Origin of the sequence: Bacteroides sp. 51, assembly GCF_010500965.1 — a bacterium.
GTDB lineage: Bacteria > Bacteroidota > Bacteroidia > Bacteroidales > Bacteroidaceae > Bacteroides.
On the sequence record NZ_QVMI01000020.1, the window covers coordinates 12,409 to 34,509 of the forward strand.

The 22,101-nt window shown below is 34.7% G+C and carries 13 protein-coding genes and 2 pseudogenes; 5 read left to right on the top strand and 10 right to left on the bottom strand.

Annotated elements, in window-relative coordinates; translation table 11 throughout:
* Positions 1-213 precede the first annotated feature (213 nt).
* From D0T87_RS15375 to D0T87_RS15385, 3 genes are read left to right on the top strand one after another with little or no spacing between them, the layout of a single operon-like run.
* Positions 214-576, top strand: a complete 363-nt coding sequence (locus D0T87_RS15375; RefSeq protein ID WP_163176031.1) for a hypothetical protein — start codon at positions 214-216, stop codon at positions 574-576.
* Positions 569-910, top strand: a complete 342-nt coding sequence (locus D0T87_RS15380; RefSeq protein ID WP_163176032.1) for a hypothetical protein — start codon at positions 569-571, stop codon at positions 908-910. The genes D0T87_RS15375 and D0T87_RS15380 overlap by 8 nt, the downstream gene beginning before the upstream one ends.
* A 15-nt stretch (positions 911-925) precedes the next feature.
* Positions 926-2,260, top strand: a complete 1,335-nt coding sequence (locus D0T87_RS15385; protein ID WP_163176033.1) for a type II toxin-antitoxin system HipA family toxin — start codon at positions 926-928, stop codon at positions 2,258-2,260.
* 32 nt (positions 2,261-2,292) lie between these two features.
* On the opposite strand, the gene D0T87_RS15390 is transcribed toward D0T87_RS15385, so the two are convergent.
* The 6 genes and pseudogenes from D0T87_RS15390 to D0T87_RS15415 all read right to left on the bottom strand — a co-directional run bounded on the left by D0T87_RS15390 (position 2,293) and on the right by D0T87_RS15415 (position 10,906).
* The gene (locus D0T87_RS15390; protein ID WP_163176034.1) at positions 2,293-3,594 is read right to left on the bottom strand and encodes an HlyD family secretion protein; all 1,302 of its coding nucleotides are present in this window, start codon (positions 3,592-3,594) and stop codon (positions 2,293-2,295) included.
* Complete coding sequence (locus tag D0T87_RS15395) at positions 3,591-5,786, bottom strand: peptidase domain-containing ABC transporter (RefSeq protein WP_163176035.1); 2,196 nt, start codon at positions 5,784-5,786, stop codon at positions 3,591-3,593. The genes D0T87_RS15390 and D0T87_RS15395 overlap by 4 nt, the downstream gene beginning before the upstream one ends.
* A 2-nt stretch (positions 5,787-5,788) precedes the next feature.
* Positions 5,789-6,088 (bottom strand): annotated as a pseudogene (locus D0T87_RS25125) (lantibiotic dehydratase C-terminal domain-containing protein); the annotation flags it as partial.
* 300 nt (positions 6,089-6,388) lie between these two features.
* Positions 6,389-8,704, bottom strand: a complete 2,316-nt coding sequence (locus D0T87_RS15405; RefSeq protein ID WP_163176037.1) for an outer membrane beta-barrel protein — start codon at positions 8,702-8,704, stop codon at positions 6,389-6,391.
* Positions 8,704-10,515 carry a YcaO-like family protein gene (locus D0T87_RS15410; RefSeq protein ID WP_163176038.1) on the bottom strand — a complete coding sequence of 604 codons (1,812 nt, stop codon included), beginning with the start codon at positions 10,513-10,515 and terminating at the stop codon, positions 8,704-8,706. The genes D0T87_RS15405 and D0T87_RS15410 overlap by 1 nt, the downstream gene beginning before the upstream one ends.
* Before the next feature lie 250 nt (positions 10,516-10,765).
* Positions 10,766-10,906 carry a hypothetical protein gene (locus D0T87_RS15415; protein WP_163176039.1) on the bottom strand — a complete coding sequence of 47 codons (141 nt, stop codon included), beginning with the start codon at positions 10,904-10,906 and terminating at the stop codon, positions 10,766-10,768.
* 235 nt (positions 10,907-11,141) lie between these two features.
* On the opposite strand from D0T87_RS15415, the gene D0T87_RS24655 reads away from it, so the two are divergent.
* The gene (locus D0T87_RS24655; protein ID WP_239063702.1) at positions 11,142-11,732 is read left to right on the top strand and encodes a DUF4372 domain-containing protein; all 591 of its coding nucleotides are present in this window, start codon (positions 11,142-11,144) and stop codon (positions 11,730-11,732) included.
* A 368-nt stretch (positions 11,733-12,100) separates the two neighbouring features.
* Here D0T87_RS24655 and D0T87_RS15425 read toward each other — a convergent pair.
* A pseudogene (locus tag D0T87_RS15425) lies at positions 12,101-12,387 on the bottom strand (hypothetical protein); the annotation flags it as partial.
* A 436-nt stretch (positions 12,388-12,823) separates the two neighbouring features.
* Here D0T87_RS15425 and D0T87_RS15430 point away from each other — a divergent pair.
* Positions 12,824-16,984 carry a hypothetical protein gene (locus tag D0T87_RS15430; protein WP_163176040.1) on the top strand — a complete coding sequence of 1,387 codons (4,161 nt, stop codon included), beginning with the start codon at positions 12,824-12,826 and terminating at the stop codon, positions 16,982-16,984.
* Between the two features lie 306 nt (positions 16,985-17,290).
* Here the strand turns inward: D0T87_RS15430 and D0T87_RS15435 are convergent, their stop codons facing one another.
* From D0T87_RS15435 to D0T87_RS15445, 3 genes are all read right to left on the bottom strand, one after another.
* Positions 17,291-18,346, bottom strand: a complete 1,056-nt coding sequence (locus D0T87_RS15435) for a site-specific integrase (protein WP_163176041.1) — start codon at positions 18,344-18,346, stop codon at positions 17,291-17,293.
* Positions 18,347-18,777: 431 nt separating this feature from the next.
* The gene (locus tag D0T87_RS15440; protein WP_163176042.1) at positions 18,778-20,943 is read right to left on the bottom strand and encodes a peptidase domain-containing ABC transporter; all 2,166 of its coding nucleotides are present in this window, start codon (positions 20,941-20,943) and stop codon (positions 18,778-18,780) included.
* Complete coding sequence (locus tag D0T87_RS15445) at positions 20,940-21,443, bottom strand: peroxiredoxin (RefSeq protein ID WP_163176043.1); 504 nt, start codon at positions 21,441-21,443, stop codon at positions 20,940-20,942. Before D0T87_RS15445 ends, D0T87_RS15440 begins: the two co-directional genes overlap by 4 nt.
* Positions 21,444-22,101 lie beyond the last annotated feature (658 nt).

Sequence of the window (22,101 nt, forward strand, 5' to 3'; positions counted from 1 at the left end):
TGATTAGAACAACTTTATATTTTATACTTTTCTTGTGCATTCCTGTATTGTTGGACTTCATCCTATCTTTCTTTAATGCAGTCCAGGGACAAGAACCCTTCATAACTAAAAGGATGTATTACATTACAATTATATCGACCTTTGTAGTGATATATTTTATTGTATTCTTGAGATTTCGAATAAGGAAGAAATCAACCCCCAAATAAATCTTTGATGAAACATCCAAATCCAATGAATCAAAAGTACCAGGAAGATTTTCTAAATCAATGTCCTGAAGATATGCGAGAATATCATGCGAGAATTTTCCGTATAGGGAATGTTGCATATAGGTATCATCAACTTGCAGCCACTCCAAGTAATGAAGTGCTTGAATCATATTATGCCGAATGGTTGGAAGGAATACCGGCAAATATCAGGGAAGATATGAAAAAGAAAGGTTTTAATCAATGCAAAACGATGTTTCCTTTTACACGATATGTTAACGAGCAAGAAGATGTAGGCATGGAGGCCTGGATGAAAGAAAATCTCTCGGAAAAAGATTATGAATCATATCATGGTAAAAAATCAAATGAATGAAAAGTTCAAATTGGAATTAGATATGGCCTATCCTCATATAGGTATATTTTCAAAATACTTTAATTCTCTGAAATCTCTCAAGCAATGGTTGAAGAGAAACAAGAATTCACTATTTACATGTATAGAAACACGTGAGTATATATTCACCAATAACGGCTATGAGCGATTTTATATTTTTGGAAATACTTTAGTTCCGCTCTCAGAACTTTCTAAAATCACCTCTGATATTATAAAAAATGAAGAGGATAAACAAAAATTCATAGATGAACTGAAGACTCAGAGTATTCAAAAAACAATTAGTGAAGAATGTGAGTCTTCAAAACAGCAAAAGTAAATATTTGAAATGGTGATGGAGGATTTGATAGTTGATGTAAGCTTGTGGGGTAAGAATGTTGGGGTCCTTCTTTGGGATCAAAATAGAGATATAGCCTCATTTGAATTTGAAAATAAGTTTATTCGATCAGGGCTGGACCTCTCCCCTATTGTTATGCCGTTAAAAACGGCCGCTGGCATGGTTTATCAATTTCCGGAGAACAAAAGTAATTGTTTTAAGGGACTACCTGGTTTAATTGCTGATTCTCTCCCTGATGCCTTCGGAAATCAAATCATTAACGAATGGTTTGCATCAAGAGGGCTGCCTGATGATCAGGTAACACCGCTTGACAGGCTATGTTATGTGGGCAGGCGCGCAATGGGGGCATTAGAATTTAGGCCGGCAAAATCTATTCCTGGACTAAATGATTCAACACAATTGCATATTAGTGAATTAACTGAACTCGCATCTGAAGTATTTCGAAACCGGGAAGAGTTCCAAAGTAAATTACTCAACCAAGACAAAAAAATACTGGATATATTAAAAGTAGGAACATCTGCAGGGGGGGCTAAACCCAAAGCGATCATTGCTTATAACGAACTCACTAATGAGGTAAGATCAGGTCAAGTAGCAGCTCCGGACGGATTTACCTATTGGCTTTTAAAATTTGATGGCGGTGTTTATGAAGAACATGCTCATATCACCAATAACCCGCAGGGAATAGGTAATATTGAATATGCTTATTACCTGATGGCTAAAGATGCTGGCATTGATATGACTGAGTGCCGGTTGCTTCCTGAAGGCGATAATTGTCACTTCATGACGAAACGATTTGATCGAATGAATAATGGTGAAAAATTACACATGCAAACATTGGCCGGTATTGCTCATTTCGACCGAGATCAGCGACATTCCTACGAACAGGCGTTCCGGGTCATGCGCCAGCTGCAACTACCTTACCCTCAGCATGAGGATTTTTTCCGGAGGATGGTATTTAATGTAGTGACCAGAAACCATGATGACCATACAAAAAATCATTCATTCCTAATGGATCAGTCCGGACGATGGAGCTTAGCGCCGGCTTATGATCTCTGCTATTCTTATAATCCTGCCGGTACTTGGACCAAGAGGCATCAGATGAGTATCAATAGTAAACAGGATAGATTTACTTTTGAAGATCTTCAAAAAGTTGCAGAGAAGATGGGTATAAAAAAAGGAAAAGAAATTATCGAAAAGGTTGTAGATAGTGCATCAAAATGGGATGGATTTGCAAAAGGTGCTGGGGTTAAAGCCATCCATGCATCACAAATTAGAGAAAACTTATTGCTTTTAGAACCCAAGAAATATAATAGTAGGGAAAGGGAATTGTGAGATCTTTCGTTCTCTAAGGGTATTGGAGGTTACTAGCCTCCAATGTGGTTACTTATTAAATACTTAAGAGGAGAAAATATGCGTGAGAACAAGCTTCTATCATCTGTAACAATTTCAGCTTCACCAATCAGATCTCCTGAAAAATCAAGAACGTGTCCAGTATTTGTTTTCAGACCTTTAGGTAGTTCCACCTCTATAGAATAACTATTTTGATTGGAGACTAATGATATATTTTTAACTTTACCTTGTAAGCTACCATACTCCATATAAGGGAATCCATGTACCTTAATATTTACCCGTTGATCCTGTCTTATTTTCCCAACTCCTGATGTCTGAACTCGCACTCTACCAACAATTTCTCCCGCTTCTAGTGGAACTACAGTCAGCACATTCTCCCCAGAATTGACAAATTGATTCTTTGCCCAAAATGAACTGAAAGTAACGACTCCATCTATTGGACTAATCAATAGATAAGTTTGCTCCCAATTTTCAATAGTTGATAACAGTTCCCTATAAGAGGAATGCAAATTTGCAAATAAACTATTTCTTTCCTTTAAATATTGTATATCCAATTTAGATATAGCCTCATTTAATTGAACTGATTCTACCTGATCGGAAACAATGCTAGTTTTTATTTGTTGTAATGTTTGCTTTATGTTTAAAAAAGTACTTTCTGCAATTTCCAATTCATATTTAGAAACGACTCCTTTCTCATATAATTGTTGCTCTCGCATAAACACCGATTGAGCTATTCTCAACTCCTCTTCTTTCAACTCTAATTGTTTTTGAAGAGCCGAGGAATAGCGTCCATGTCCTGTAGCCTTTAATATTAATGCATTCTTTTCCTTGCTAGTCGTATTGAAAGAAAGAAAATTTTCATACTCGGTTACTGCTTTTGCGAATGAGGAGTAAGCGTTTTGCATACTTCCTAACTCATAATTAGAAAGAAGTAAATCTGGCGGAAGAAAAAGGGACGAATCATTAACAATACATTGCAATAAATGTTTTTTTACTCGAATGACGTCACCCGTAATCGCTGGATTTTCTATTATAGCTAATATCTGCCCTACATAAATCTCGCTTTTATCAGAACAATTTAATTCCTTAATTTTCCCGGTTGCTTTTGCTATTAATCGCACCGGAGGGTTTTCTGTTGTTATAGTTATCTCTCCTATAACAATGTCTGGATATTTAAAAAAGAAACTACCAATCAATAGTAGAATTGCTATGCCACAAATTACAGAAATCCCACTCCTAATAAGAATATGTGGAGGACGAGTTAAAATGTCTCGCATTTCTTCACTCCTTAATTCTATTTTATCTGTTTTCCTCATAGTTCTAATTGATTTTTCACTAACTGATAGTAGACTCCTTTCTTTGCCGTAAGCTCCTCATGTGTTCCTATTTCTGCTATCTTTCCTTTTTCCAATACAACTATCTGATCTGCCTTTCTCACTGTGCTCAAACGATGTGCTACTATGAGCACTGTTTTCCCTTGAAAAAATGTATTCAGATTATTCATTATCATACTCTCATTGTTAGCATCTAAAGCATTAGTTGCTTCATCGAAAAAGACAAATTCGGGTTCTTTATATACTGCTCTTGCGATTAATATTCGTTGCTTTTGTCCTTGACTCAATCCATGTCCTTCACTACCTATCATTGTATTATATCCCAGTGGAAGAGATTCTATAAACTCCTGTATATTAGCAACTATCACAGCATTTAGAAGTCTCTCTTTATCAATATGCTCTACACCGGGGGCTATATTTCTAGCAATCGTATCCGAAAATATAAATCCATCTTGCATTACTACTCCACACTGTTTACGCCACTCTCTCATACTATAAGAGTGTAACTCATTACTCCCTATATAAATATTCCCTTTTTGTAAAGGGTAAAATCCTAATAGCAATTTAATTAAGGTTGTTTTTCCGCTTCCACTCATTCCTACAATAGCAGTCTGTTTATGAATTGGAATATTCAAATTAATATCCTGTAATATAGGCTTTCCTACGGATGTTTCATCATACGAGAAATACAACCCTTCTAACCTTAGTCCTTTGTTTCGCGGGATATCTTGAATCTTATGTTTATCTATGGTCTCTTCATCTTCTTTGTTGTTAATCTCACTAAGCCTTTCTAAACTCAATTTAGCATCTTGAGTTTGGCGAAGAAAATTTATTAATCGGTCTACAGGACTGTTTAGCTGACCAATAATATATTGCACTGATAGCATCATACCAAGAGTTAACTGACCATCTATTACAAGCTTAGCCACCAATGCTGTTATTAAGATATTCTTTACTTGATTGATTAGTACTGCACCGGAATCCTGATATTGCCCCAAAGCTAATCCCTTAATCCTCAAACGAAATAATTTAACTTGAATGCGTTCCCATTCCCAACGTTTTTGTTGTTCACAAGCATTAAGTTTTATTTCCTGCATTCCTGCAACCAGCTGAACAACATTGCTTTGATTGGCAGACTGTTGCGCAAAACTCTTATGGTCAATTTCTGCTCTTTTCTTCATGAATATCCATACCCAAAGAAAATACAAAATGCTACCAATTAAAAAAATCCCAAATATTTTAAGATTATATAAACAAAGTACTACTCCAAATATTATGATATTAAATATAGAGAACAGTATACTCAGACTTGAGTTGGTTAGAAAATTTTGTATTCTGCTATGATCATTGATTCTTTGAAGGATATCTCCTGTCATTTTTGTGTCAAAATATCCCATTGGTAGTCGCATTAATTTTATTAGAAAATCTGAAATCAGAGATATATTAACTCTTGTACCCAAGTGTAGTAGTATCCAGCCTCGTATAAATTCCACAGCAGAACCACTAAACGTCAACATCAACTGAGCTATCAAAACCAAATAAATAAATCCAAGGTTTTGGTTACTAATACCTAAATCGACAATAGATTGGGTGAGAAATGGAAAAATGAGTTGGATCAAACTTCCAAAAATTAATCCAAGAAATAGCTGAACAATCAATTTTTTGTAGGACTTCAAGTATGAGAACAAAAAAGCAAAACCTTTACGATTTATTTTTTCTTCATCCTCTGTATAAAAATCAGAGGTGGGTTCCAAAAGCAATACAACTCCCTCTTCTTTTCCATCTTTTTTAGTATTTATCCAACAATTGCAGAATTCTTCTTTCGTATACTTCACTTTGCCTACAGCAGGATCAGCAACATAAACGACATATTCTCTTTTCTTTTTCTTTATTTGATATACTACAACAAAATGACTCTGGTTCCAATAAACAATACAGGGCAGTGGTGCTTCAAATAAACCTTCAAATGGGAGTAAGGCACCCATAGTACGAAAACCTATTTTTTCAGCAGCTTCGCTTATTCCTAATAATGATACACCCTCTCGAGATATATGTGTTTTTTCTCTCAGCCCTTCCAATGAGTGATAACGCCCATGGTAAGCCGCAATCATACGAAGACAGGTTGGACCACAATCCATTACATCATGTTGGATATGAAATGGGAATTTTTTCATAACTATTTATCGTTGTATTTGCCTTTGGCAATTTCACTTGTGTAATGGCGATTCATGAAATCGTAAATAATTAATTTATGTAATCGATTTTTAGATTGAAAGAGCCTATTTAACATCATGGGTATATAACTAAAGAGCAAATCATCTAAAGGAATATTGGCCTTATCTATTTTATGTTCTAAAGACCTAATTATTGGCTCTAACTGTTTTGATCTTCTTTTTACAAAAGAATACAACTTCAAATAATCTATTTCTGAAATATTATTTCTCAATATATTGTTTATAGTATCTTTGTTCTCTCGAAATTTGAAATTGAACTATTTTGAATTGTATTGATTAAAACCAAATTCCTGCTTAAAAGATTCGCTAAACTTATACATTATTTTCTGCTTCCTTATTATATCGAATGAAAAATCAGACAATAAATCATCTATCATTCTCAGTGCAATCATCCACCGGTATTTTTCATTCTTGTATGAAACGATACACTTTTAGTTTAATTTTAAAAACAGGTTAGTGAATCGACTAAAGTAACATGAAGTTTCGCTGAATTGCCTCGAATCATGTTACAGACAGTATATGAACTTCTTCATCCTAAGTCATTATAACCCTATTCGCGATGCATCTACATGGCTTCGCTTCTCCTTATATCCTCCAAAAGTATATCGTGCGGTGAAAACAGCCATTCTCGTATCACGAAAGTTTGTCATACGGAACAACTGGGATGATTTTGAAGTTTCAGCCTTGACACGAAGTGTATTAAACATATCACTTCCTCTGAGTGTAAGGTTCCAACCGCTGCCATGAGGTTTCCATGTCAATCCGGCCGAGATGTTAGCCGATTCAGCATTCTCCTGATATCCTGAAAACATTGACGATTGGTAGGTTGCCGACAGTTGAAAAGATAAGGTCTTGGCTTTGTTCAGAATGACAGTATTCGATAAAGTGCCCACTCCACCCATATTTTGCTTGTCGAAAAAGACATCCTCTACATGGCCTTTTTGCTTGGAAAGGTAAACATCGGCAGTCAGTCGCGTTGAAAAGTAGTCGTTCCATTTGAAAGGGAAAGCGCCTGTAATTCCCCAATTCATATCCTTGTCCCAGTTTATGTATTTGTAAATGGCTGTAAGGCTGTTCGGATCTTGATACAGTTGCTGTTCTATCTTTTTGGGTTTTGTATTATAATATAACCCGACGGAGTATTTCCCACCGAAAATATAATTAAGGCTCAACTCGTACAACTGACCGGGTATCAGTAGTGGGTTTCCGTCACGCATCAGATAAGTGTTATAATACAATCTCCGGGGAGTGGTTTGTGCGTATGTCGGATAGTTGTTTTCACTCGAAAAGGTCAATTGTAATCTTTCTCCTTTTTTGACGGCATAGACCAAAGACAGTTCGGGCAGGCATTTAAACTCTTCCCAAAGGGTAGTCCGGTCGCTTCCACTTTCTGCCGATGACTTAAAATATTGCAGGTACACAGTCGAGGAGAATGAAAGTTTCTCTCCGAGCTTCTGTTTCCAACTCACATATACATCCACATCCGTTTCTTTTTGCTGCAAGGAAAAATTATTACTGTCTGTTTTTCCATCATTCCTGTCGGTGAACTGCAAATTCTCGGAAGTCGAGAACATAGCATCAACTCCGTATGTAAAAACAGCCTTAGCTATAGTGTGTTCCAGGCTGGCATAAGCATTGAAGCGTTTTACCTTTTGATCCGATTTCGACGATAAGATATCCACGTTGATAGTATTGTCGCTATCAACCAAATCTTGTTTGTTATCTTGTTTATAAAAAGTGTAATCAGCACCAACGTTAAAGTTTTTGTGGGTATAATCGGCATTAAAAAGATGAAGACTGCTGTTGCCGTTTTCTTCATTCCTGCTGTTTGTTGCAACGTCTCCATTTTCACTCATACTGGTGGCCGTCATTTGTTTATCGTCATTAAACCGTCCGGAATAGAAAACGGAAAAGACATCCCCGTTCTTCAGGTCGATATTAAAACTTGCGGTCAGGCGCTGCGAAAATTTATCAGGCTGCGTAGTACTCGACAGCATAATGGGATGTAACTTTCCGTTGAGTGTGTGTCTGGAATCCAGGTCTAAGCTTGTTGACTTTTTAACTTTCCCCAAAGCATAATTCAAATCGAACGCCCACGATTTGTCCGAAAACGCCAGCCCACCCCCCCCGACAGGATAAAAGTGCTTTCCCTGATACAATGCCGTATGTACACTACCTTTGGTCTGGAGTGTATGGGTTCGTGGCATTTCCATCACTACATTGATTGATGCACCCTTGACTCCATATTGGGGCGGGGTATTATAAAAAATTTCGACCATCTTAACCCTGGCAGGGTCAGTTGTCGATAGCAACTCTTTCAGTTGTTCGGTTGTCATTGTCGATCTTCTTCCATTCAAGATAATAGAAGTAGCCGCAGTTCCAATAATAGAATAAGAGTTGCCTGTTTTCTGAACTGATGGTATTTCATCCAGAATATCCAACGCATTGCCAACGGGCTTGTTGCGGATAAGATTGTTGACATTATAGGATAAAGCTCCATTCTTCGCTATGGTTAGAACTGGAGCATCGGCCAACACAATCACCTCTCCCATCGACTGGACATTATCTTCCAATATGATATTGCCCAGGTCGGCAACCGAATCAATCAATAGCTTCGTTTCGTATACCAGGTGTTGAATGATAAGCCTATATGGTCTCTCGGCGCTAGCGAATGTAAACTGTCCTTTTGAATCTGAAATGGCGACGTCTATATAGGTGGAATTTGCTTTTTGTAAAACAATAGAGGCACCATCAATAGGGCGCATGCTGTGGGTGCATAATGAGCCGTTAATGGTTTGTGCTTCCAGATGTATAGAGGAAAACAGGAATAATAAGATTGATATATGTGCTTTTTTCATTAATCGTCTATTGCTTTCATTAATTGCTCTATATTGGATTGCTGAATATCAGTCGCTCGGTTCTGTAAAGTAATATTGATTCTATGAATGTCCTGTACCTTGCATTCATTTAACAGTGAGCATTTGTCACAACACGGGCAATTAGGCATGTGGTAGTGCTGAAATATCTTATTAGGTTCTTTAAAATCAGAAATAATTTCTTTTGCTAATTTGATACCATACAAATGCGACATGATGTGTAGGATTTCATCTGATTCATTTCTCGCAACAAGTAATTTAAGAAAATCGGCACAGGCATAAAAGTATTTGTGCCGGATTCTACTTTTATCGTCCAAATATAATAATAGATAAGCTAAAGCTTTAGGAGTATTACCTATTTGATAGGCCAACATACACATAAACAACTCAATTTGTAGCGTATTAAGGTCCTTATTCGTATTCTTGACAAGAATGTCGGACAACGTTGTCATTTTGCCTGCTATATATGAGAAATTCTCATCAATAGTTTCAAATATTTGTATTTTATCAGCCTGGGTCAGACTCTCCCATGCGTTGATTTTTGCCAAAACACGATGTATGGAAAAATGCTCTTCTAAAGTATTCGTATCATTCTTTTTCGTTTGGCTCATTCCGGGTATAACAACATAATAGGTAGGAAAACCCAAAAAAGAATTATTCCTGATGAAAATATTGTGCCCCATATTTTTTATTAGGTCAAAGCTATAAAGCAGGTCTGATTTATTAGTGATGCCAAGATCTTCATTAAATCCTATAAAAGTATATGATGGTTGTTGATTCAGTATAGAAATAGGCCAGAATCCGGTGCCATTCGAGAAGATTTTACTAAGGTTCTGCTCGGCTTCTTTCTTGTTTTCAAAATCTTTCGCATCTAAAAAGTGATAAGGTAACGCCAAAAAATGTTCTAAACCTTGATACAGTTCTGTAAAACACCTTTCAAGAGCAACGTAAGGCACAAAGTCGCAACCCACCTTAAAATTATATTTCCCTTTTTCCTGATCAATCATCAATACGCCGATAGCAGGTATTCCTTTACCCAATGAACAATCTTTAATCGTTATCTCATAACGGCCTTTAGATAACAGATGTTGCATTTTATTATATATAGAAGTGCCTGCAAACTTTTCAATAGATATGGCAGGTGGGGTTAACTGATTCCAATATATTTCACTTACAACATATCTTTCAAATATCTCACAAACAGCCTGCAATATGGCTTCTTGTGGAGTGTTGCCGGAAGCCATGCCATTGGAACCTGTCATTCCCCAAATGAGATCAATAGGTAGAAATACTTCCGACTTATCAAAAAACGAATAAAACGGAACTAGTGAAATGGGTGCTTGCGAAATCACACTGATAAAGCTCCTGAATGCATCCAATGTCTGGATATTGCAAAGTTTCATCAATTCGGTACATATTTCTGCATCTAAAGTTGTTGCTTCAACTTTAGATTCTCTTTTGTCATAACTATACATTTCAGTTTCCTTCCGATTTATGGAATTATCACTGAACACTTTATAATTACTCTTCTTTTTAGGATGAATTAAAAGACGATTTTGTAATCTTTCCATAAACTCTGCAAGTCCACTGGCTAGAGAATATTCAAAAGAGGTTCCTTTTCCATTTGTACCTATATCTAAATCGTATAAATCATTATTACCAATTCGTAAACGACATGAATAAAAGCCATCTTGACCTTTATGATTTTCATGTAAAATCAATCCTAATTCAGATAGGATGTTCCGTATTTGGGATATTGTATGTATGGGGAGATGCTTTTTATACTGTTTCATATATACTATAAAAAAAGAGCGCCTCAAAACAAAAAAAGCGAAACGATCTTATTTATACCTGTAAGTAAAATATAATATTCAATCTTTTAGTCTTGCAAATGGACAAAAAAGCAGAAAACAAAAGAAGATGTATAAAAAGTAAAACACCCATAATAAAGAACACCTTACCTTTTTATACATCTTCAATTTGTGAGATTTTCAATTCTAAAATTCAATTTTGGACGCTCTCTTCTTCTATTTAAGCATTAGATTAGAGAGGAACTTCCTCGTCCGAAATTTGAGTTTGAGTCTGCGTTTGAGTATCCCCTCTTTTTCCACCTACAATTTCATTCAATTCTTCTTCTGTCAATAATTCATCTTGCGGTACAATGACCATAGTTTCTGTTTTCATAAATAATGTTGTTTTGTTACACATATTAATTGTCTTTGCAATGTTATCAAAAATCGCTAATATTACCAAATTTTATTGAAAAAAAATCAGACAATTTTTGATTGATGATTACTAGTGATGCAATAAATTGCATCTGATTACACTTAAGTTATTATATATAAACACATTACAAGCGTTCTTTGATTTTTTGATTTGAAATGAGTGGATAACTTCGTGGCCTTAAAACCATGAAATTATGAATTCAGGCAAGTATATATTCTCGCAGGTCGTTGAATTTATCCCTAAATATGAGTTTGATAAGCTAGTTAAGCAGTATAACGGAGACTTCCATACTAGAAATTTGAGTTGTTATAACCAACTACTTCATCTCTTATTTGGCCAATTAACCGTTTGTAACTCACTACGTGATATTTGCTTATGCCTGAAAGCACATGAGAAGAGCCTGTATCCTAACAGAACACTGACTGCTAAATTCAAGAATACTATTATTATAATTAATGAAAAAAGAGAAAAAGGAGTTTCTCAAAATGAGTATTTAATATACCTAGAATCGAGTGCACCAGTAATTAGTGAAATTACTTCAATAGTGACTATAACTTATCAGCATTATACTTGGGAGCCATCACTTAATGATGATATTTTACGTGAAGAATATGAGATTGAAGTGAAGTTGACTATTCCTATTGGAAACACAAAATCGAATGTTTATACATTCATATCCTCATATGTAAATGGTTATGAGGTAGAACATTATGATATCACAGAGAAAATGCATAGTTGGATAAGTAACCCTATATATCAATTAGAAAACCAGGAATGGAAATAAAACAGGGAAACAGTAATGACGATTTATTTGCCAAAGCATTGATTACGCCATCACTTTTACCGATGTAAAAAACATTTAATCAAATTAGAATAGCCAGAGAAATATTCCCTGGCTATTTGCTTATCGTAAGTTAATGACTGGGCATAAATTGTAAAAGTCAGTACTTGATCTGAAAGTTTTATGGTTTAGTTTAGACCTTATCTTACAGTACAAATTACGTGCTTTTGTCTATCAATCAGATTACTACAAGAAATTACGGCAAAGAAAACCCATTTATAAGCTATCAGATCGAGTCTAGTTTTCTACAAATTAAGAAGCCGCACTGATATCACATCATGGCGGCTTCTTAATGCAAAACATCTACATTCCTAAATTGTATCTCCGGCACTATGGTGATGTCGAACGGGTTCAGATCGAACTCGTGCGTAATGTTTGTGTCATCTTGTTGTGATTCCATCCCATCTTCACTAAAAATATATCCCTTCAAAGTTACCGTCGTTGTCGTCCAGTCATCGCTGGCCATCGGATTGGTAAACGAAATGATAAGGTCAAACTCACCGATATCCATAAGACTCCCATATGTGCTTCGGAGCATCTGCTACCTCGCATAATCCATTGTGATTGAGGTGGTGTAAGTGATATTTCCGAATCCCCTCTCCTACTTCAACCTTTGTTGTTTAGGATTACTTTTTTTAAGTTCTTTTTCTAGCGTAAAGTCGGTAACAGCGCTATATATCTATTATTGTTTATTGTTAATTACATTGCATTTGTGAAATTGAACATATTGTTACTCCTTTTATGATATTAATTAGTCTTCCATTTGTGATTATGTGATATATAGGCAAATAATTTGCTATGATTGTGTAGAATATCACATTGAAATATTTCGAAAATAAATGTTTGTGAATTTGCATTTATTATCAAAAAAAGCTAATATTACATTTCAATTATTATCGCTCAGATTAGTAAAATAAGTTCTAATATTCTTTATGTAGTTGATATTAATAAAGGTATGAAGAAGATGGTAATTAGTCAACAGATGGTTCGTTTTTTATATTATATTTCCAAATAACTAAATAAATTTATTCATCATGAAAAGCCAAACAAAAAATGAAGCAGAAATATGCTGCCAACAATCAAATCTGAATGGATTTGCCAGTAAGGGAATTCAGTTGATTATCAATGCAATAGTTAGACCTTTAGTAGGTTCAATGTTGGGGAAGTTAGCAGATGCAACAGATGGGCAGTTGTCGAATGTATTTATGATGGGGCAGTCGATAGTATCGGCTAAAGGGTATTTTAAACACCGCTTAACGCTGATTGACGACCAACTCAATGAAATCAATTCAGGTATAGAGGCTCTCCAAGTTGAGATAGATTTGCTAGCAGAAGAAATAAAGCAGATAGAAACTATATTGCAGGAGATGATAATGCAAGAACATCTGAAGCAAATCAATTTATTTAAAGATAAATATTTAGAGGTCTATTTGCAATATAAAAATGTAGTAGAGGCGATGCTGAGACTAAACAAGATAGATAATCCCAGTGATAAAGATATAGACTCTGTTACTCAACAATATAATTTTCTAATCAAAGAATTGGATGGGATTGAAAATGAAAGCGAGAATAGCCCGATAAATGTAAGAACAGCATTAAATTGTTTTCTACGAGAACTAAGTCCATATGATCCATCTCAGCCAGTAGATATTAATAATGTTATGGATTCTAACCAGTGGGCGCTACCTACAATAAAGCACACGACATATTTAGATAGCTTAAAAGATTTTGTGCCAGATACAGTGGCTTTTGGGTGTCAATACTACGATAAAATGGTCGTGGGCATGAATGATCTGTATTTAACGGGCTTTTATTATTTGCAAACAGTCAAGTTAATATATACATTACAATCAGCACGCTTTCAGGAAGAATTATTATATGCCGTTGATAAGGATGAACGCTACAAAGTCTTGGGTAAAATAAATACTGTTAGGGAAAATTTCCTAGATAATGTTTACAAGCTTATTCGCGGAATCAATCAAAGTTTATATTATTATAATCTCCCTGACAATAACCCTGGAGGGAAAGTAGCAATGACTGATTTATTTATACGTGAAGTAGATCGGCATTGTAGATTAGTGCTAACAGATAATAACTATGCACATCCTACAAAAGATATTAGATATGGGGGAGATACGCGAGGGGCTTTTGGCAGGGTTAATACCTTTACTGGAATGAACCTTTATTACTACTCCAACGAGAATGGGTTACGCCAATATGATGATAGCCTATATGATGTATCGTTTGATTCTGTGACACAAGACTATCATATTTCCTTGATTGACAAAAAAGGTTTATATCATGGAAATCTTATATTTTCCCAACTGGACGATAAACAGTTGCAGGTGTTACTCGACCAGTCTATTACAGCAGGATATAGTGATATCTCCGAATATTTTGCAAGGAATGGTAGTCTGGGTGACGATTTATTGTTGTATGGAACTAAACATATTAGTGTTATAGGTAATCCTAATAATGCTGGAGATGTAGTAACCTTGGCTAATATACAAGGGGATGAGAATAATAAAATCTCAAAATGCAAATTACAGTTTACGGCTTTGGGTAGGCAACCATTGTTGGCATTATTCACAGATCAAGACTCGGATAATGAAATCTCTAAATGTCAAGTCAACATTACTCTGAAAGACTTGCAAATTATTGATGAATCTGGAAATGTATATCAGGATAAAGCATCCTTGACATCAGGGAAAACCGTCTCTATCATTTCTGACAGACCTCTCAAGAGCCTAACATGGACAGTTGCTTATCCAGCAGGCAGGGATGTTCTGCTAGAGCAATATAAAGATTATAAAGAAGATATTGTTTCTGACATGACTTTCGCTCAAAGCAATATATATCAAAACTCAGAAGGCAAGTATGAATATACCTTCATTGTACCATTTCATGATGGGGTGCTAACGCCACAGGTCGAAGAGCCAAGGCCAAGCAACACTTTAATACTTGAGCAATATGATTGTAATGGCAATAAGCAAGATGGGAATCTTGTTCTACTAAATACTTATGATTTATTTGAAAGTCGCCAGAATGTTGGAGAGGAGGTTGTCGTTTTTTTGAGTCCACGATTGGGATTTGCTGCTCAAATCATAAAGGCTTATACATCAGACAACCGAGAACATATTTTAGAGTTTATTCCTGTAGATCCTAGAGAATATGGTGTGCCATATCCAGGAGCAAAAGTTTATCGGTTTGTAATGCCAAATATAGACTTGATATTGCAGGCATCAGCGGAGAATGCAATCGAAAACGCCCCTTTCACTAAAGTTGGAACAGTAAGGTTATGTACTAAAGATGTTTTTACGGGTAATCAATTGTCCTTTACGGGTTTTTCATTGTGGAATCCATCTTATACAGATCCAATATTATCAGAGAAAGAACATACTAAGGTATTAACTGAAGTGGGCTTTGAGTCAGGATTATTTGTTTGTGTGAAAGAGTTTTTATCAGACAATCATTACGTAAGCCAATATAATATTTCGATAAAGACACGAAACTCAGAATTACAGAGTGAGCAGGTGGCAATCATTGACTGTGAAGTGACGAATGATGGTATATGTTTCGAGATGCCAGAATTAAATAATCTAGAGGAGCAGTTTATCCAAGTCGAAGCTGTAGCTGCAAAAAATAATGGGGACAATTTGGTTTCCCTGAATTGGCATGGGGTAGGCACTATGTATTTCAAAGGGACAAATATAACCCAAAAACCATTTGTTAATAAAGATATGGTGGAAGTTATTTATGAAGAACGGGACATAAAAAATGACTGTTTTTCTGAGTTTAATATAGAACGATTGGAAGTGAATACCTATAATGATAATATATTAATTCATCCAGAGGAAATTATTTTTCAAGAAACAAAAGATTATAAATCTTTTGCTTTTATAAAAAAGGAAGGTACAAGTGATATCTCAATCCACGGTTATTTCAATACAACTTACTCTATTGTTACTAAAATTGAAAAAGTCGATTTAATTGATGAATCAACTATCACAGTATTAAATGAATGCAACGATATAATTGATTGCTCCATGGTTGGTGAGAAAGTAACTATTGTCGTAATAGAAATAGGACAAAAACTTCACAAATTAGAGGTGCAGGATATCTATGGGCAGACACTAGAGGGGATTCAGTTTCTGAGAAGTGAGAACTCTTATCATTTTATTATGCCAGAACAAAAGATTGTTATATGGGCTACTTTTGATAAAGCGGATTATATTCCTGAGGATGAGACAGGATTTGTAATATCAGAAGCTACACATTTACTTAATATGGCCACTAGGATCAATGCAGGTGATCAGAAATATCAAAACGGGCATTACCGCTTGGTCCGTGATATTGATTTACAGAATAATAAACTAGAAATGATTGGAAATGATCAATTTCCATTTGAAGGAGTTTTTGACGGAGGAAATTATAGACTATATAATTTATCAACTTGGGGATTCCATGATTATTGCGGATTATTCAGAACAATTGGAGAAAGTGGTATTGTTGAGAATCTGAATATTCCAACTGTCAATCTTTTTGGTAAGCATGTTGGCGCTATTGCCCAAACCAATAAGGGTTTAATTAATAATGTGGTAATAGGAATGCCACATAATACGTATGAGATCAATACATCGGAATACTCCTCTAGCGATGCATTGATAAACTCAATTATGGGGGAAGAGACATGTGGTGCTATTGCTTCGATGAATAGTGGTACATTAAAGAATGTCATAAACTATGCAAATGTCTTAGGTTATACCAATAAATCACAAGTTGGTGGGCTTGTTGGAATTCAAACTAGTACAGGGGGCATTTATAACTCTGCTAATTTAGGTGCAGTAGCAAACAAAGATTCTAATTATGTAGGTGATAATTATGGCCGGGCAATTGGGCAATGGCAACAAGCAGACAGTGAAAAACTACTAAATATATATACAGTGAAAGTAGAATGGGATGGTGATGAACTAAAACCTGTATATGGAACAGCCGATGTGTCGCCTTCTCTATCAAGTGTTTATCATGATGATTTAACATTTAAACAATCAGCGGAATACATAAGTAGAGTTGATATGAAAAAGGCTCTTTTTGGGGATTTATTGAATAAATTAACTCAAATTGATAATACTTTCATTGCATGGATTCAGCGATCAGATATCAATGAAGGGTTGCCTACATTGGATAATGCGTGAATTAACTCATTAAAGATTGTGTGAGTTCTCATTCTTATCATAATAAGGATCAAATTAATGGCACTATTTTAAAGCAAGTGCCATTAATTTGACCCTTTTGATTGTAATGAAATGTGGGGTTTATCATCGAGTGAGCTACCCACACCTAAATGAATAGACCTTCTACGACACGAGTATACCAACATGTTTATCTGCAATTGCGAAACTGTGATTAAGTCTGTAGTCTTAGACTGTGTCAGTAAAGAATATTTTTTTTGGTAACACGGTTTAAAATTACAGTCTCGCTCGTCCTAATTCTCCCCTCTCCTACTTCAACCTTTGTTGTTTAGGATTACTTTTTTTAAGTTCTTTTTCTAGTGTTAAATCGGTGACAGCGCTATATATCTCTGTGGTCTTAACACTCTTATGTCCCAGAATCTTCTGTACGGTAGTTATGCTTACTCCGCGATGTAATAGTAAAGTGGCGCATGTGTGCCTGGCCACATGAAAAGTTACCTCCTTTTTTATACCGGCGGCTTTGGTAATCTTCCGGAGATTTCTACTCACCTGTTGGTTGTTGCTTAATTGGAATAAAGGACCACGTGATCTGTTGATCGATTTGGTTATTTGCAGTGCTTTGCCATTAAATATAGTACTGATCGGAATCCTAACCTCTCTCTTTTTCTTATGTGTCTTTATTATAATCCATTTCTTTCGATTGTTGGATACAATAAACTGTTTTGTGAACCTGCATACATCTGAATAGCGCAAGCCAGTGTAGCAGCTAAATAAAAAGGCATTTAGTGTTTCATCGGGTTCGTTAAGCGTAACCCGGTATTCTTCTAATAATTCTAACTCTTTTTCTGTTAATGCCTCCTTCTTCGTTTCTTCAGTACGAATGACATAGTTAGCGAACGGATATTTAGATATCAGTTCCTTTTTTATAGCGATATTGATATATCTTTTCAGCACCTTCATGTGCCGTGCTATGGTGTTGATTGCTAACTTCCTCTCATTACGCATATAAAGTTCAAGCTCCTGGAGATATGTATATGTTATATCTTGTAGAAATATCTCCGGTGTGTAGCCTTCTATTAATTTCACTGTATCAGTATGGAGCTTAGTTGTTGATGCTGCATTTGAAGACAACTGAATCTCTCTTCTCATAAATTCAGTCAGATAATCTTTTTTTCCTTCAACTATGATAGTAGCACCATTCAAATGATTCAGATTCCCGATGCTCTTAACATAGTTTTGTCCTAGTATCTTTACTTGTATTAATAATGCCCCATTATCTTCTGTTAGACCTAATTTGCGTAATTGACTCTCAAAAGAGGAAATAGCTGTCTCAATAGAGGGACTAGCTGTCTCGATATTAGTCATTCTTCGTCATTTGGGGCAAAAGTAAGAAATAATTGTGATATTTTCGCAAATTTGAAGTGCAAGTATTTTGACGACATTGATAGCTATAACACTTTTAAATGCAAGGATTACAATAATTATGCCTATATTTCAATTCTAAATCTGTAAGCAAATTAACTTTATTTTCGCTTCATAATTAATTGGTGAAAATCTTTGGTTCTATCTGATTAAAAATATAAGATATACATTAGGGAAATGAAGTTTTAAAATGATGTAAAATGTGGCTAAAATAATAATGAATAATTGCGTATATATAGTAAAGTGTATTTACTAAATTGAATTATTATTGTTATCTTTGTATATGAATTAAAACACCGGCGGCAACGGGTAACATCGGCATTAAATCATTAAAATGGTCAATAGTCCCTCTAGAGAAAAAACCTCGTCTCACTTTAACCATTTAAATCCGTCCAAAAATTGCTATATAGATTTTCAGTTTGCATCATTTGAGTATGATTGCCATAATGGTTTATTGTTTGATTCTCTATAAGATAAATTTTGTCTGCATATTTCTTAACAACATGTAAACGGTGAGATACAACAATGATTATTTTAGTTTTCTTGATTGCAGATAATAATTCAAGAGTGAACTTTTCGCATTGACGATCCATCGATGAAGTTGGTTCATCTAATAAAATTATTCTTGGATCCATAACTAATATACGGGCTAATGCTATAAGCTGTTTTTGCCCTCCGGATAGATTGATGCCGTCTTCGCCAATTTTAGTCGCATATGATTGCGGTAGTTGAGATATATACTTCCCAAGTCCATAATGTTCACATGTTTCGATGACTGTTTCTGGGGAAATCTTATTTAATCCTAAACAGATATTATCTAAAACCGTTCCATTGAAAAAATAAATTTCCTGTGGCATTATTCCTATTTGTTCACGCCAACTTTTAATAGCAATACTTTCTAAATTTATATTGCTATTAATTATAATATTACCACTTTCTGGACTATAAAACTTCTCTAAAATGTGACATAAAGTTGTTTTTCCGCATCCACTTTCACCTATGATAAAAGACATCTCTCCCACTTCAAACGATAAAAATACATTATTCAATACTCGTTTGTTGCCTGTAAACCGGAAATCTAAGTTGCATATATTAATTGATTTTACAGGAGAGTTTAATGTTAGACCTTTATCATTTTCAGGTTTAATGCTAGTAAATTCAAACATTCTATTAAAAGCAACTTTAGCTTCATTTAATTGAATTGTTATTAGCGCCAAACTTACAATGGAGGGCATAATGCTCACGACTAGATTAATAATAGCCATAAATTCCCCCAGCTTGATTGTATTATTGAAAACTTGATATGCGCCGTATGCTATAGAAAGCGTTATTATCATTGTGCTAATGGCTCCTGAGATGAAAGACAATTTGATGCTTATTTTTCCTAAATTGAAGATCCGATCTTGAAATGAGTTATAGATTAGTTTGTTTAGCTTTCCAAATTCGTTTTGTTTATTGTGGCTTTTTACAGTGTCTATCCCTTGCATTGTGTTGATAAAGTTACTTTCACTATTTGCATACCAGGCCATGACTTCACGTTGTGCATTTATTATTGGTTTATTGAAAGAATTAACCAACAATATAATTGTCGGAGTTATACAAAGTAGTGCAAGTCCAATAACCCAAGAATAATAAAACAAAGCGGCAATTGTAATAATGGATGCTAATATATTAATTATAAAATCCCCAGAAAGGACTGTTATTACTTGTTGAATGCGTCTTGTGTCATTGAGACGTGCAACTAGATCACCGGTTTTTCTTGTATCAAAGAAAGATTTAGGCAATCGAAGAAGTTTGTTATAGAAAAACGAGATGATTCTATTGTTGAAATTTCTACTTTGTGTATACAATAAATATTGTCGTAGCGCAATTAATCCAAGACGGAAAAATAAAAGTAAAAATAATAAAATCATTCCTATATATAATAGATCAATGCTTTTATTAGGAATAATTTCATCCACAAGTTTCTGTGTAAATACAGCTATGGCGATACCTAGTATAGATATGATAAGACCAATAACAATGCTAATCCCTAAAACTGGGTAATCTTTGTGGATTAAATGGAAAAACCATTTTTTCTTATCTTTGGAGATATTTTTCTTGTTATAAAAATCATCAGTTGGTAGGATAATTAAACATACTCGAGACTTCCATATTTTATTAAGATCATTTATAGTATAGCGACAGAGTCCTTTTGCTGGATCAAAGATGACAAAATGATTGTCTTCATATCCAAAATTAATAATAAAATGTTCTAATCCATTTTCCAACTCCACATGTAGAATGATTGGTTTGGCATGTTCAATGAGGGATTGGATGTCAGCCTCACATCCTTCTGCATGTAATTCTACAGATATTGCCGCCTGATAGAGCCCAAGTAATGTAGTACCTTGCTTGGTGGTGCCACTTAGTTCTCTTAGTCTTTCTAAAGTTATAGCTCCTCCATGAAATCTGATAAGTGTAAGTAGACATGCAACGCCACAGTCCGAAGTGTCTTGCTGCATTATCTTCACTTTGTTTATATAGTCAATATTTATCATTTTGTAAATTGTAGGATGTTTTTAATAGACATCGTTCCTTTGAAAGATTTAATTAATTCATTATCACTATAAATAAACCACACTGGTGGAGATTTGATTTTAAATATTTCACAAAATTCCCCCTTATAATCACTTGCGATAACAACGTTGTTAATTGAGTCGAGGGGGTAATCGTTGAAAAGGTCTTTTATTTCTCCAATTGTTGCAGTAGAGACTATTAATAAATCTATTGAAGATAGTTCATCTTTATTTAAAATTATGTCTTGTAATTCCATTAGGCAGAATTCACATTCTGGATGAAATAAAAAAATCAAAAATATTTTATTTTTGAGGTTCAGTTCGTGTAGTTTTATCAATGTTCCATCTATTGTCATTAATTCAATATTAGGTAATTTCTGTATTGCGCTGTATTTATTGTGTCGAATATTCAATTGTACTGCAATTAGTGTAATTAGTGCTACAAGAAATAATGAAAGAGCAAATCTTATTGATTTTTTCATCGTGAAACAAATAGAAAAATGAACACCATAAATAATATATAAAATATTAACCCTACTCCGTAAGTGCATATAACAAAATTGAATGTGTCCCTAAATGTTTTTTTAGCTGTATATGCCAGCAGAATGGTGATCAGGAACCAATAAATTGCTTCAAAGAGATTAAAAATTCCTATTGTAGAAATGAGCCAAGGTTCTAAAGTGCTGATGTCAAAGAAATAAAGTAGTGATGTTGCTTTCTGAAACATTATAGCAGCTTCTTTGTCAAATAATAATAAAAGAGCACAAGTCATAATTGATGACGCAAGTAAAGCAATATCTGCTTTAAGTGAAATGTTGAAACATTTTTTGTATTTCAATTTACTAAAGCTATCAAATATATATCCGCCAATATAGAAGCAGGAGGCAACTAAAGAAATTCTAATAAAGATTATGGTTGGAGTTATAATAAATGATAGTATCCTGCTTTGATAGAATGCATCAAATATCTTTGTTTTGAAAGATAAGCTAACAAAATTCATATCCTCCAGTTGTGGAATAATTAGATACTCTTGTTGTATGTACACTGTAATAATAGCCAGACAGCATATTAATATTGAATAGTATAACATGCTTAGGTTTAAATACTTCTGTAGAATGAAATCCATGATGTGACCGTTAT